The sequence below is a fragment of the Nostoc sp. UIC 10890 genome, assembly GCF_054786515.1.
The window spans coordinates 1-13676 of sequence record NZ_JBSGKF010000019.1; the positions used below are offsets into that span (position 1 = coordinate 1).

General features: G+C 40.0%; 10 protein-coding genes. 2 read left to right on the forward strand and 8 right to left on the reverse strand.

All coding sequences use genetic code 11. The features are described from left to right. The 7 genes from ACWATR_RS37030 to ACWATR_RS37060 form a co-directional block, all read right to left on the reverse strand. Positions 1–2131 (reverse strand): DEAD/DEAH box helicase family protein (locus ACWATR_RS37030; RefSeq protein ID WP_460344409.1); only part of this gene is annotated, 2131 nt, incomplete at its 3' end. A 10-nt stretch (positions 2132–2141) separates the two neighbouring features. Then, positions 2142–5318: a type ISP restriction/modification enzyme gene (locus ACWATR_RS37035; protein ID WP_460344412.1), complete on the reverse strand. Its 3177-nt coding sequence runs from the start codon at positions 5316–5318 to the stop codon at positions 2142–2144. Positions 5319–5445: 127 nt separating this feature from the next. After that, positions 5446–5655, reverse strand: a complete 210-nt coding sequence (locus ACWATR_RS37040) for a helix-turn-helix domain-containing protein (RefSeq protein ID WP_460344436.1) — start codon at positions 5653–5655, stop codon at positions 5446–5448. A gap of 207 nt (positions 5656–5862) precedes the next feature. Next, positions 5863–6330 (reverse strand): Cys-tRNA(Pro) deacylase, encoded by a 468-nt coding sequence (gene ybaK / locus ACWATR_RS37045; RefSeq protein WP_460344415.1) that lies wholly within the window; start codon positions 6328–6330, stop codon positions 5863–5865. Positions 6331–6339: 9 nt separating this feature from the next. Next, entirely contained in the window at positions 6340–6738 is a 399-nt protein-coding gene (vapC, locus tag ACWATR_RS37050) for a type II toxin-antitoxin system tRNA(fMet)-specific endonuclease VapC (RefSeq protein ID WP_460344418.1), read from the reverse strand. Next, the gene (locus ACWATR_RS37055) at positions 6735–6989 is read right to left on the reverse strand and encodes a hypothetical protein (protein WP_460344421.1); all 255 of its coding nucleotides are present in this window, start codon (positions 6987–6989) and stop codon (positions 6735–6737) included. The genes vapC and ACWATR_RS37055 overlap by 4 nt, the downstream gene beginning before the upstream one ends. A 12-nt stretch (positions 6990–7001) precedes the next feature. Further along, positions 7002–7250 carry a hypothetical protein gene (locus ACWATR_RS37060; RefSeq protein WP_460344424.1) on the reverse strand — a complete coding sequence of 83 codons (249 nt, stop codon included), beginning with the start codon at positions 7248–7250 and terminating at the stop codon, positions 7002–7004. 14 nt (positions 7251–7264) lie between these two features. On the opposite strand from ACWATR_RS37060, the gene ACWATR_RS37065 reads away from it, so the two are divergent. Together ACWATR_RS37065 and ACWATR_RS37070 are read left to right on the forward strand one after the other, a co-directional pair. Then, complete coding sequence (locus ACWATR_RS37065; protein WP_460344427.1) at positions 7265–7441, forward strand: hypothetical protein; 177 nt, start codon at positions 7265–7267, stop codon at positions 7439–7441. Beyond that, positions 7434–8705, forward strand: a complete 1272-nt coding sequence (locus tag ACWATR_RS37070; RefSeq protein ID WP_460344430.1) for an IS1096 element passenger TnpR family protein — start codon at positions 7434–7436, stop codon at positions 8703–8705. The genes ACWATR_RS37065 and ACWATR_RS37070 overlap by 8 nt, the downstream gene beginning before the upstream one ends. Positions 8706–8801: 96 nt before the next feature. Here the strand turns inward: ACWATR_RS37070 and ACWATR_RS37075 are convergent, their stop codons facing one another. Beyond that, positions 8802–13277: a WD40 domain-containing protein gene (locus tag ACWATR_RS37075; RefSeq protein ID WP_460344433.1), complete on the reverse strand. Its 4476-nt coding sequence runs from the start codon at positions 13275–13277 to the stop codon at positions 8802–8804. Between the last annotated feature and the right edge of the window lie 399 nt (positions 13278–13676).

Below are 13676 nucleotides of genomic sequence, written 5' to 3' on the forward strand. Positions count from 1 at the left end.
TTTGGCGGGTGCGCTGAAGAAACAGTTCGCGGTAGGTACGGCGAAATAGTTCAGTATTATCTGTAAAATTTTCTACCCCAATTTCCCGATTTTGAAACCATTGAGCCACTTCTGCGGGGAACTTTAAATCATTGAATCCTTGAGGACGACTGATAAAGGGCGAGAGAATGTTATAAATATCTTCCCGGCGATTGTTCCAAGGTGTAGCGGTCAACAGTAGAAAGTAACGTTGCCGAGCAGACTTGCGATCGCTTTCTTGAATTGATGCACAGGTTTTATGAATGCGGTTTTTATAATTGCGAATGCCTTCGTGGGCTTCATCGATGATAACTAGGTCAGGGCCACCGTAGCGATTGAAGTCTGCAAGAAAATTACTACCTTTACGGCTCATCAGGTTTTTATTGTAGAGTTCATAATCACCTGATTTAAACCCAAGTTCAGCCATTTCTCGTTCCCAGTTGGGATGAAGTTTTTTGGCAGCAATGATCGCAATTTTAGCTTGACCCTTCTGCTGACGATACAACCACGAGACAGTAGCCGCTAGTCGAGTTTTCCCCAATCCTACAGCATCAGCGCAGACGGCAACACCAAAATCCTCCATGACTCTTAGGCAATGTTGCGCTCCAGATTTTTGATGCTCAAACAAGATACCTTGATTTAACAGTTCATCTAATAAATCACTACGTTCAACCCGGAACTGACGGGGGCGCTGCTGTGCCAACCAGTAGAGAAAATCGTTAGGTGTGCCGTGATTTCCTGCCAAAATTATATCTACAGCTTGTTTAAACCCTTCAATTTCACTGAAATCTGGTATTTCTAGGGATTGGCTGACGGCTGGGGGATTTTCGGGTAAGTTGTGATAAGTGCCTTCGGTGGTTGTAACTTTGAATTCGGTTAACTTTGTCGGCGGATGTTCTGGGTCTACCTCAACTTGACCAATAATCCGTTCTGAATCTTGGCTGTCAATGGTGATTTTAACTAATTCATCATTTACAACCTGAATGCTCTCTATTTTGTCTAAATTATGACCTGTGATTTCAACTTGGGTGGTTTCTCCAGGGGCAAATTCATCAGGATTGATAGATTCAATAACTGGTTCTTTTAACTGGGCACGGCGATCGCGTTCGGCTAGTACCTGCTGTAAAAACTCTTGGGTTAAGTCAAAGGTAATGTCATCTCGCTGCCACTCAGCATCAAATTGACCAATACTTTCAAATATGGCTTCTGCATCTAAACGAGAATCCCAAGAGTAGAGAAAGGTTACACTCTCAGCATTTTTAGAATGTGCTGCACGGGTGAAATTATCTGAGCCTTCATGCAGAATGTAGTTTTCTAACTGGTCGCTCAAGATGCCAGTTTTTTTGTGATAGATACCCCGTCCTGACTCCATTTTGACAAGTTTAATTTGCAAAAAATTCAGGCGAACTAACTCAGCCAAAATTTCTGTATCACTAAAGGCGCTATCTTCTAAACCCTTAAGGAATTCAGCCAGGGTACAATGAGCAAATTGGGTGCGGTAGTTAGGGTCTTGTAATTTCTCCAGTTCTTGGACATCCGCTTGCTTGGTGAATCCTTGCCAGTCCATCAATAGGCGAATTTGACCCTCAGTTTGCACAATTGAAGCAAGAGGTTCTTCATATAGTTTCAGTACACCACTATCAAAGTAAGCTGTAGAACGACGATAAATTTGGGTGCGTTCTAAGGCAGAGCCGATAAAGACATTGTACTTATCTAGCTGATCAGGCAAATTGAATCTACGAAGACGACCTTTAACTTCTAAAAAGCTACCTGCAATTAAAGCTTTTTCTTTGGTTACATTTTCTTTATGAAGGAATTTTTCAATAACATTTAAATTACTAATTCGTAGCAGAGAGGTACTAGGTACATTTCCATCTTTGATAGGAATGTACTCAAACACCCTAGCGCTTTTTGGATCAATTCGTAGTATTTTGTAAGTCGCTTGTTTACTACCAATACCTAAGAACTTCACAACTGTTTTTAACAGCTTGTCAGCATCGCGGTGCTTAAAGACGAGCCAGTATTGATTGTCAATGCCTTTGATGGGATTACCTTGGAGTAGGTAGTAAGGGCGTTGTTTGCGAATTAGGTCTTGGATAAAGTTCTCAAGCATGGTTAATAACTCACTGAATAGGCCACTCTGGAATCGCTGCGTCAATCTTTGCCATTAATTCAATGGTTTCTTTGAGGGCTACAACAATACGTTGGTAGTGTTGAATATCGTCAAGGGTGAGAGTGCTTCCTTTACGGTCTTTGAGCCATTTTTGGCAGACTTGATAACCTCCTACATAAAAGTTCCACACTGATTCTGGTACGCCTGTAAATTTATCTCCTATTTTGTTGATGATGACAGCACCATTGGTATATTTTGGGTGTCCTGCATCAACTAGATTATTGCCGTCATTTTCAACAAATTTAGTTATGAATTTGTCGAATTTGGGTGATTTCATTAGGTGGAGTGATACTAATTCTTCACCATAATCTGCTAGCTGGTGAAAGAGTTCGTTCTTGCTGGTGAGGGGTACGCGGGGAAAGTCGATTTTGAGGAATTCGGCGTAGCGGGTGCGGTAGGTGGGGGAATGGAAGATGGCGTAGATGTAGTAGAAGATGGCTTCTGGGGTGGGGGTGCAGCCAAGTTTTGAGGTGATGTCTTTGAGGAATTCGGGTGAAATATTGGGGCGGCGTTGTTCTCGTAGGATTGATGATTGAAAATTGTTAGTTTCGGGATAGATATATAATGGAGCTTGTTGCATTATCCCCTTGTTACTGTAAAAAGCTCTATTATCAACAATATGATTAGTAATCATAAAGTGGCTATATTCTTCTTCCATTGCTACTTGGCGCATAAAAATTAAGCCCAGATTATCTCCTAAAATCATGTGCCGCATAACTTTGCTACGCGGACGTGTCACTACTTGAGAGTTATAAACGATAAAACGTTGGTCAAATGGGCGGTATAGAATACGAACCACAGTATCTTTTAATAGTTTGTGAGCATCAGCTAAAATTTCAGCTTGGTTTTGAGTAAAAGCTATCGTTTTTTCATCTTGTCCAGTGACAATTCCAACACTGTTTACAGGGAAAATATCTGTGTTCTTCCAACATTGATCATATTCACCTAGCAAATCAGTATTTTGTGGGATAAACAAATAAAAAGGCGACTGAGGCTTCAATTTTTTCCATTGGGTTGCTGTTATATCATTTTTTTTCAACCATTGATATTTACTTTCTCGTAAACCATACAGGTCTGCATGGTAAACATTAGCAGCCTCCTTATTACCATCTTGCTTTTTCACAAAAATGCTAATTGCTACACCTTGCTGAATATCAAATACATTTTCATCTTTTGAACCATCTGGTGATTGTTCTTTCTTTTTACTGTTCCCATGCAAGTCTAAAACATAAATATCGTCAAATGTTGCCATTAGACTTTGACGCATCCCGCGAAATGTGGGGTTATCAAGAAAACCGTGGTTAGTAATAAATGCTAAAATTCCATAACCTGTTTGTTCAATTCGCCATTGAGCAAAACGAATAAACTTTACATAATCATCATTTAACCATTTAGAATTTCTCTCCCCAAGTGGTTTACCATCCACTTCAAAATAATTGCTAGTTACTTTTTCAGTGGTTGTATCTTTACCCTTGAGAAGACTACTAATCCAAATACCATTATTAGCAGAATGACCAGAATAAGGCGGATTACCCATTACAACCATTACTGGTGCTTCTTGCTTAATTTTATTAGCTGCATCTGCCTCATCTCGAATCCAATTATCAAAGTCGTCAGCAGGTGGTATTTGAAATGCTTCTTGTAATGTATTGGTGAGGTAAACTCGTAACCGTTCTAAGGTATCGAATTTGTAACCCAATTCTGCTAGTTGCAAACCTAATTTCATGTGTGCAACTGCATAGGGAGCCATTAGTAACTCAAAACCTAGTAGTCGTGGTAACAGGTTTTGAGAAACATAATTTGACCATTCATCTGGATTGAGTTTTAGCGACTGATGAATATGGTTAATCACGCCATAAAGAAAAGTACCCGTACCAGTTGCAACGTCTGTTATCAGGACTTTATGCGTTTCTGTTGTCCCCTTATTGTTAGGTTTTTCAACCTTTACCTTTGTCGCGTCAGCTAAACCATCAGTTAGTTTAAAGTCTGTTTTTAAAATATGGTCTACAGAACGTACAATGTAAGACACCACAGGTTCCGGCGTATAATAAACACCTCGACGCTCTCGCATCTGTGGTTTGTAGGCTGTCAAAAAATCCTCATAGAACCGAATAACAATATCTTCCCGGTTCATCTTCAATTGAAAATCCGAGAGAATCGCATCCATCTTGGCGGCGCGGAGGATGCCAAAAATATCTGCGATCGCACCTATCAACTCATCCCCCAACTCTTCAGGCTCACGCTCTGACACATCTTTAAACAGCTTGCGGAGAAATGGGTTAGTTTCTGGTAATTGTTGCCAAGCAGATTCACGGTCAAAATGCGTTTCCTTCTCGCGTCCCTCCCGCTTATCCTTTACATGACTGAAAACCTTTGCTGTAAACAGTGCATAAGCAATGGTTTGGGCGTAGATATCTGCAAAACTGTAATCCTTCTCATTCTCTGAAGTCAATTGCAGTGTAGGCAGTAGCTCCCGTTGAAAACTCTTCAATAGGTTATGTAAATACCCATCAGCTTTTTCTTTCTCATAGACTTGGGGAATTACCTGCTCAATTCGACGAGCAGCTTCAGCCAATAACTGCGCTAATTCCTTCGCCGTTTTTATAGGTTCATAGAAAACCCACTCCACTAAGGGAACTGAACTTAGCCCCTTAGCAGCAATTGGCAGTTCCCCTTGTTTTAAACGGTTTAACCGTGCTATTAGTTGCGGTTCATTCCAATCAAAAGTCTGGATTTGCCGTTGACGTAATCCGCCTTCACTTGGCAGCACTAACGGCACTCGACCTGTAGCTTCTTTAGTAGGTAGAAGTAAATACATTACAGGTTGCTGTTCAGCAACTCGGTTTGTGTAATGCCCGTAAATTTCTTGTTGCTGTTCTTTAGAGGTCAAAAATCTTTTAATTTCCTGATCTGTAACTCCTGATAGTTCCTCATAGAAGCCAACAGCAATTGGGCAAGTTTCCTCAGCTTCTAACTCATCGACACCAGGGCGCAAGTACCAAAAACGAGAACCTTGAGGATCATGCTCTTTCACCGGATATTCTAACAGCTGCCGCAGTACTTCTACACGATGATTTAAATCTGTACCAGTCATTACAGCCTGTAACTGCTCTTTGGTGAAAGTCATTTTTTCCTTACTAAGTTCAAAACAGCACGGTAAAACTGCGATCGCGCTTTAAAAGAATGCAATCGCTATATCAAATTTGATTAAGTACTGCTCTCAAGAAGTGAGGTAATCTACTTTTTCCTCAGAACTAATTTGACTGATACTTCGCTAACAGTTTCTGCCCTTGTTCACCCATCTCTTGTAGAAGTTTTTCAATCCTCTGCATAGCCATCGGCGATAACTTAGAGCGTTTATTTTCCCAACGATTAACTGTGGAATAAGTAACACCCAAATGTGTTGCAAACTGTTCTTGGGTTAAGCCCGTTACGGTGCGAAGTTCATGGATGATCTGTCCCAGTTTTGGTTGTCAATTACCAAAGGCTTTTTGATAGTCATTAGCTCAAAACCCACTACTTGAGTAGCAAATAATGTGTGATTTGCTATATCGTAGTTAGGCTAATACTGGATTGTAACCCGCTAATATACTGTTATTTATTTACTGTAGCTTTAATCTCTCTATGTAATAAACGCAACTTGTACTTAAGTATGCTTGGTGAGAACTGGTTTAATGTACAATTGCTCCCAAAGTACCCTTAACTGCACGTAAATAATCATCTGGGGATAGCAGAAGCAGCATTCCTCGCATCCCACCAGAAACAGTAATCTGCTCAAATAGGATTGCTGTTTCATCAAGGTAAACTGGATAGTCTTTTTTGCTAGCTAAAGCCGTTACACCCCCACGGATGTATCCTGTTAGTGGCTGAACTTCCTTCAGGGCAACTGTCTCAACCTTACGGTTTCCTGAAATTCGAGCCAAAGCTTTTAAATCTAATTGAGCATTTCCAGGTATAACAGCAAAGCAGATACCTGTTGTGTCACCTCTGACCACTAAAGTCTTAAAAACTTGCTCTGGCGGAAGACCAACTTTGTGCGCTGTACTCTCAGCTGCCAAATCATCAGGATCTACTTCATAGCTGAGGATTTGGTAGGGAATACCTAGTTTATCCAGTAGTCGAGCAGCATTCGTTTTCATTGCTCTTACTTACTCCCAATCCTCAATCACCAGTCCACTAACGCGACTAAATTCTCTTGTGTTGTGCGTAACTAATGTTAAGTTATTCACTAGAGCAATTGCCGCAATTTGCAAATCATAAGGCCCAATTGGTGTACCAAGCGTCCCTAACTCTGCCCGAATTGTGCCAAAAATTCGAGCTGCCCGATCATCAAAAGGCAAAGATACAAAATTATTTAAGAATGCTTCTTGTAATGTTAAAGTCCGTGTAGGATTATTACTTCGCATTGCACCATAGAATAGTTCGGCTTTTACTACCGAACAAACAACAATATCTGCTGGGGATAGCGATTCTAACCTCTGCCTCACAGCAGACATAGGACGATTCAGGTAAACAATACAAGCATTGGTATCTAACAAAAATCTCACTCTAATGACTCCCTAGTGTCATACTCACCTTGGGGATATCTTTGAATTGGGTCATCTGCTAATGATCCAGCTGTTTGTTCAAAAAAGCCGGGTGGCCATCCCAATTCTTCTGGTGTTTTTATAGGTATTGATGGTTCTATTTGTTGATAAATCACCATGACTTCTATTTCTTTGTCTGTGATGCCAACGGGAATCTCAAGGTGCAAAATGCCATCAGCCCCAACATGAGAACATAACTTTATACTCTGCATTACTGTTTTCTCCTAATCCTTGGTTGATTGAAAATTAAGTGGTATCTCATCTATGATGCCGTATTCTTTTTCAATCACACTCAACAGCTTCTTCTCTATCGCTGTCAAATACGGTCGCCCCAACTCTCCCAAGTGCTTTAAGACAGCACTTGAGGCATCTTCCAAGTTTTGATTTTTCCATAGCCTATGAATGCGTAGGCGTAGCCCGCCGCAGGCATCGCTTCCTGTGGGAGAAATAGCACCATCACTGATTAACAGCATCTGTTGAGATTCGGATGAATAAGCCAATTCCTGAGAAATTATCTCGCCAAATCGACACAGGTGTTAAACTCGCTATGAAAAAAGCTATTGAAAGACACCGCCGTTTAGTAGAATTTATTAGCATTTGGCAAAATGGCCAAGTTGTGAGATTAACCGCCATACAAATTCCTCCTTTCAACTCAGATGAATAACCTATTTTCCCTCATTCCAGATCAAATCCGAGATAAGCTACTACTGACGGAAGATAAAAAAGAACTACTTCAACAGCAAACCATTAGTCAAAATATTCCAGGAACAATTCTGCGGGATTTTCAAACTATTTTAGAATTTCTCCAACCCAACGGCGTTGAAGTTAGTAGTACTTATCACCAATTGTCCCTTAAATATCTCCAACAACTTAACTCAAAATTGAGTTCTCCCATAGATATTAACCTCAAACGTCCTGTACAAAAATCCTATCCTTATATTCACGGTCTTTATTTTCTCCTCCGCACTTCTGGACTATCTCAAGTTATTACCAAAGGTAAAAAGAGCAAGTTAGTTTTAGACCAAAAAATTCTGCAAATCTGGCAAGGATTAAACCACACAGAACAATATTTTACCCTGCTAGAATCTTGGTTAGTTTGGGGAGAAAGCGAACTCTTAGGCGACCAAAGAGATATGTTTGACCAAGCATATCGCTGTTTATTATTTTGGAACAATCTCCCATCATCAGGATTAAAAATTAATAATTACTCAGAACAAGATAAATTAGTTTATTATCCTGGTTTCCACAATCTTGCTCTCTTACATTTATTTGGATTAATTGAACTGACATCAGGAAAACCACAAGCCGCTAAAGGCTGGCGTTTTACTCATGTAAACCCCAAGTCTTGGGGTAATGCTCTCATGGCTGTATTAACAGAAAGTCGCTCAAATATCCAAGTAGAAGATTACGCCACTTTTCGGTTAGATTTTCGTATAGCTTTTGACAATTTAAAACCTTATCTCAAACCCTATTTCCCGGAATGGTCACAAACTTTAGTGATTGCTGAAGGCGGTTTTACTGATGGGGTTTATATATTTAAAGCTAATTTACAGGATGCTTGGCGACGGATTGCTATTCCTAGTTATTTCAATTTAGATGAAGTTGCTGCCGCGATTGTGCAAGCATTTGATTTTGATCCAGAACACCTCTACAGATTTATTCACAAAGACCGTTTAGGAAGAACTTTGGAATTTAATCATCCTGTTGTCGAAATTCCCCCTGATACCTGCGATTTTCGTTTAGGCGATTTATCCTTAGAGGTAGGCAGTCATTTACAATTTATCTTTGATTTACTGCAAGAATGGGAATTTGATTTATATATAGAGAAAATTGAGCCAGCTAATGCCAAAATAAAAAAGCCCAAAATTCTTGAATCTCATGGTGAACCGCCAGCGCAGTATGGTGAAGAGGGAGAAAGCTGGGAATAGATTTGCTACTGCGATGGGCTAGTTCCAATCTATACATACGTATCAGAATTGGCAGTGTGATCGATCACCTAAGCATCCTTACATATCTTCTCTAATCTATTCGCCTTCTTCCACTGCACCTAATGCTTTGAGGGTGGCCATTTCGGCTGAAGTTAAACCCTTAATGCCTGTGATGTTCATGTGTTCATAAGGGCGATCGCTTCTCAGGGTTTTTAAACACTCGCCAGTTTCAACATCCCAAATTTTGATTGTTTCATCTTGGCTACCACTAACAAGAATTCTACTATCAAGAGCAATAGCAATTGACCATACTGCATCTAGGTGTCCATGTAAAGTTTTCAAACATTCACCTATTGTTATGTCCCAAAGTTTTATAGTTTTGTCTGTGCTGCAACTTACTACACTCAAATTGTCTTTAAAAATTACTGACGAAACTCCACCATAAAGGTGTGCTTGCCAACTTTCAATACATTCTCCTGTGTTTATGTTCCAACATTTTATTGTTTGATCACGACTAACACTAGCAATCATATTGCCATTGGGACTAAGTGCAACAGAATAGACATGATCCGTATGCCCACTAAAAATTTTTATACATTTACTAGTATTTAAATCCCATAGTCGAATTAAACAGTCATAACCACAGCTGACAAGAGTTTTTCCATTAGAACTAAAACTTATTGATTCTACGTGGTTCAGATGTCCTGTCAAAGTATTTATACATTGACCTAATTTTATATCCCAAATTTTGATGCTTCCATCAGAACTTGCACTAGCAAATATTTTCCCATCAGGGCTAAATTTGATAGATCGAACTCTACCAGAATGTCCCTGTAAAATATGAAAACATTCGCCCGTAGTAACATTCCAAAGCCTGATTGTTTTATCATCACTACCACTAGCAAGTATTTTTCCATTTGGACTGAAACTTAATGACCAACACCATTTCAAGTGTCCGTATAGAGTTTTTAAGCACTTACCTTCGGCTGTAGACCATAACCTAATAATATTTTCTTCACCAGCACTGGCAATAAGTTGACCATCAGGACTAATAATAGTTGACCATATCCGATTATTTCTGTATCCCTGTAAAATTTTGAGACATTTACCTTCTATAACATCCCACAATCTAACAGTTTGATCTTCGCTCCCACTTGCCAAAATTTTACTATCAGGACTGAATACAATTGATAAAATTGATTGATTATGTCCTTCTAAAACTTTTTGGCATATACCTTTATTAACATCCCATAACTTAATTGTCTTATCATCACCAGCACTAGCAATAATTTGATTATCGTGGCTGAAAGCAACTGACTCAATTGCATCGCTATGCCCATATAAAGTCTTAAGACAATTACCTGTGTTTATATCCCAGATACATATAGTTCCATCAGCGCTTCCACTCACAATACTCGTACCATCAGATTTCCAAGAAATAGATTTTATCTGACCAGTATCTCCTTTAAAGATGTTTATACATTCTCCTGTTTTAACATCCCAAAAACATATCTTTTGGGCATTATAATTACTGGTCGCAATTATTTTTCCATCAGGGCTAAAAGCAATTGAATTGACTCTATTAGTATCTTGAAGATTGATTTTTAAATGCTCATCTGAATTAATATCCCACAGACGTATAGTTTCATCTTCGCCTGCACTAGCAATAATTTGCCCGTCTAAACTGAAAGATAATGTTCGTATAGAATTGGTATGTCCTGTTAAAGTTTTTAGAAGTTGACCTGTTTTTAAATCCCATAATTTTATAGTTTTACTTCCCCCAGCAGTGGCAAAAATATTACCATCTGGACTAAAAGCGATTGACCATATCCAAAGAGTATCCGCTTGAAATGCAAAAATTTGTTTTTCTTCTCCTATTTTCCATAGGTAAATTTGACCTATTGAGTCACTTGCCACTAAACATTTACCGTCAGGACTAAATGCAACACAATGAACTCTGCTAAAAAGTTGAGTAAAAGTTGAATCAACTAAATTCGTTCCGTTAAAATTAACATACTGTAAGCGAGCATTACTAAAATCAGCACCCTTTATTACTGTGTCACTAAAATCTCTCCCTTCCAACGCAGCCTGATCAACTTTCACTGCTAACGTCGCTGCATTCCCGCCAACATAACCCGCTTCATGCTCACTTTTGCCCCGTGTCGCCTCAATAACTTTAATAAGAAACTCGTTATCACCTAACATCGGCAAAAGCAAATCCATCACTGCTTTTGTCAAAGGCACTTTACCAAAAGTCTCTCTCAACTTATTCAAAGGCTCACTTCTAAATTGCCTGAGCGGTGCGTTCCCCAAAGGGGTTGCCGCAGGCATCGCCATACACCCAGTATTATCCAATTGACGCGAAAAATAACCAGACCAAGTATAATCAACAGGCGCTGTACTGCTATCCAAACCTGACTGTGCTTGGGCTAATTCCGTAAAATCGCTAGCCAACGCCCCCAACTCTGCTGCAAATTTATACGCCACGAAAAACTCTAACAGCGATCTATGCGCTGGAGTATAGTCGCCATCAGCATTGCGGACAAGCATCGTCTGCGCCATCATGTCATAATGCCAGTGGTCTAAATCCTTCTGTTCTTGAACAACAGAACCAAATAAGTAGCGAATACATTCTGGGAACAGCCGATAATTCAGGCTCATTTGGTTGTTAGACAGCATTTCCCAAGACAACTCGCACAGAAAATACAGCTTATCCGCAAGGGAAGTAAAAGTACGCTCCGCTTTGATGTCCCGTTCCATCTTGCGCCGTACTGCATACAAGTAAACCCGTGACATATCCACAGGTTTACCCGCCTCAATATCTGGCAATGCTTCTAAAATTAATTCAGTCATCACCGGGCGACGGGCTAAATCTAATAATTGCGGATTGCCTATTACTTGTTCAACTGTTGCTGGTTCAGCTTGGTATGACAATAACTGCCGAATTTGTTCGTCGTTAAATTTCTCCAGTTCCAAGACTTCAAATTGAGGTGTTTCGCCAGTTAATTTTTTAGTTGATGCTTGTAGTTCTGCATTTAGTAAAGCACGTCCTTCCTTCGCCTCTGGAAAATGCTCAGTACGACAGGTGAGGATGACTTTAGCACTGGGAACTACCACCTTCGCCAGTTCCCAAAAGTTGTTAATCATCTGTTGGCGGTCAACTTTTGCTGCCATTTCGTCAAAGCCATCGAAAATGAGCAGCAACTTACCCATGCGGTTGAGTTGGTCAAAGACTTCGCTGTTGATGCGGATATTGTGTTGGGTAAAAAAGAAACCTGCCAAAACATTCTCAACATTTAGTGCTTTGGCAAAGTCACGCAAGGTAATTACCAAAGGTAGACGGGGACGTTCAACGCCACGTTTTTGAGCATCGCGGTAACGTTCCAATGCTGTCCAAGCATAGTGAAAGACAAACCAAGTTTTACCTGTACCAAATTCTCCCAAAATTGAAATATGCTCTTTGGCAGGGTCATCCAGCCACAAATCGATGTAACCATCAATCCAGCCGTCCTCTTCCTCATATCGACTCACCCCAATTCGCCGCTTAGTAATTGGCTCAATTTCTTCTTTAGTACAAGCAAGCGGTACATACTTGGTATCAATTTTTCGACGTTTTATTTCTACTTCTAACCAGTCGAGATAACTATTAAAGTCAGCATCTAAGTCAATCAGTTCGTCAAATGTAAAGCAGTCAAGGCGATGATTTTCTTCCTTCTTGACTTCATCCCTTGCTGCGCGGGAAATCCGACGGGTAGTCACCAGCCATCCTTCATCAGTTTTTTGTTCTTCAACTGAGGAACGCAACGCCATTACATCACTCAGTCCCACCTCTCCTGCAACGCCACGTATAAGAATACGGTCATAACTGCGACGTACTGGGATGTGAATTATCCATTCAAAATATTCCTCTGCCCAGATTTCATATTTTTCAAAGTCATAGCCCAAGGTTTCAAACCATCCTCGCATCTGCTGGGCTAGTGCGATCGCTCTACATTGATTTTCAGTCGCAGTTCCTGGTAGTGCGGGATAATTCTCTACTGCCAACCTTGCTATTTCTGTACGAATTCCCTCCAGCGTCGGCAATCTTTCCATTTGCTCTTGGATGCAAGCAATCCTTTTATGTAAAGAACCAATTTTCTGATTTAGTAAAACATCAGAGGGTGTGCGAGTGCGTTTAGCAACTTCGATAAATACAGTTGCAAATTCAGCCACTTCTCGCCTGACATCAAGTTCCAAACTACTGATGTCATCACCCAAGGTATAGGTATCTAGAAAAGCATCAACCTCAGAAAGGAGAATTGAGGGATTATTGTGGTCTAATGCTGTGCGAAAAGCTTGTTTAATTGCTTGTTGTCGGAATAGTTCGAGCAATGGCTTAGGTTTGCCTACGCCATATTCTACTAAGGCGTAAGCATAAACACCACTAAAATCAGCAGGTGGATGCTCTGGATCGAGGTGAAATTGCTGGAGTAACTTAATTACAGTCTCTGAACGCAGAATTTTTTCTTTAATCAAAGGGTTGGCGATGCTAGTAATTGCGTTGAAGACCAGATCCAGGTTAATCAAGCTCATTAAAATACTCCAATAACACAGAGCTATCTTGCTAACTAAGGGTTAATTACTGTTACAAATAATATACCGCCAAAAACAGTTTTATTTTATACTTTCTCAATGATTCTCGAAAGAATACATTTGATAACTGTAATCTACTAGGCGATCGCTTTGCTCCTCCTGTTCAACAATATTTTTTCAGAGTTGATTGCAAAGTAGATTTTGGAAGTAGTTGATAACTGCTTCAGCGTAGTTCGCCGCAGTCATCCCTCCCATTCCATCACTGAAGGTATATTTGCGGGTATTCGTCGCATCAAATTAAATTAACAATGATGAAAAGACCACAAACTGTCAAATCATTGGAAGAATTAGGTCGGGTACGTTTGTCAAAAAACTTCTTTATGCGTGATTTTCTACACT

Excerpts from the sequence above, each read along its gene's own strand:
- ACWATR_RS37055 (WP_460344421.1), bottom strand. The coding sequence starts at position 6,989 with ATGCAGAGTATAAAGTTATGTTCTCATGTTGGGGCTGATGGCATTTTG.
- ACWATR_RS37065 (WP_460344427.1), top strand. The coding sequence starts at position 7,265 with ATGAATAAGCCAATTCCTGAGAAATTATCTCGCCAAATCGACACAGGT.
- ACWATR_RS37060 (WP_460344424.1), bottom strand. The coding sequence starts at position 7,250 with ATGCTGTTAATCAGTGATGGTGCTATTTCTCCCACAGGAAGCGATGCC.
- ACWATR_RS37075 (WP_460344433.1), bottom strand. The coding sequence starts at position 13,277 with ATGAGCTTGATTAACCTGGATCTGGTCTTCAACGCAATTACTAGCATC.
- ACWATR_RS37070 (WP_460344430.1), top strand. The coding sequence starts at position 7,434 with ATGAATAACCTATTTTCCCTCATTCCAGATCAAATCCGAGATAAGCTA.
- ACWATR_RS37035 (WP_460344412.1), bottom strand. The coding sequence starts at position 5,318 with ATGACTTTCACCAAAGAGCAGTTACAGGCTGTAATGACTGGTACAGAT.
- ybaK (WP_460344415.1), bottom strand. The coding sequence starts at position 6,330 with ATGAAAACGAATGCTGCTCGACTACTGGATAAACTAGGTATTCCCTAC.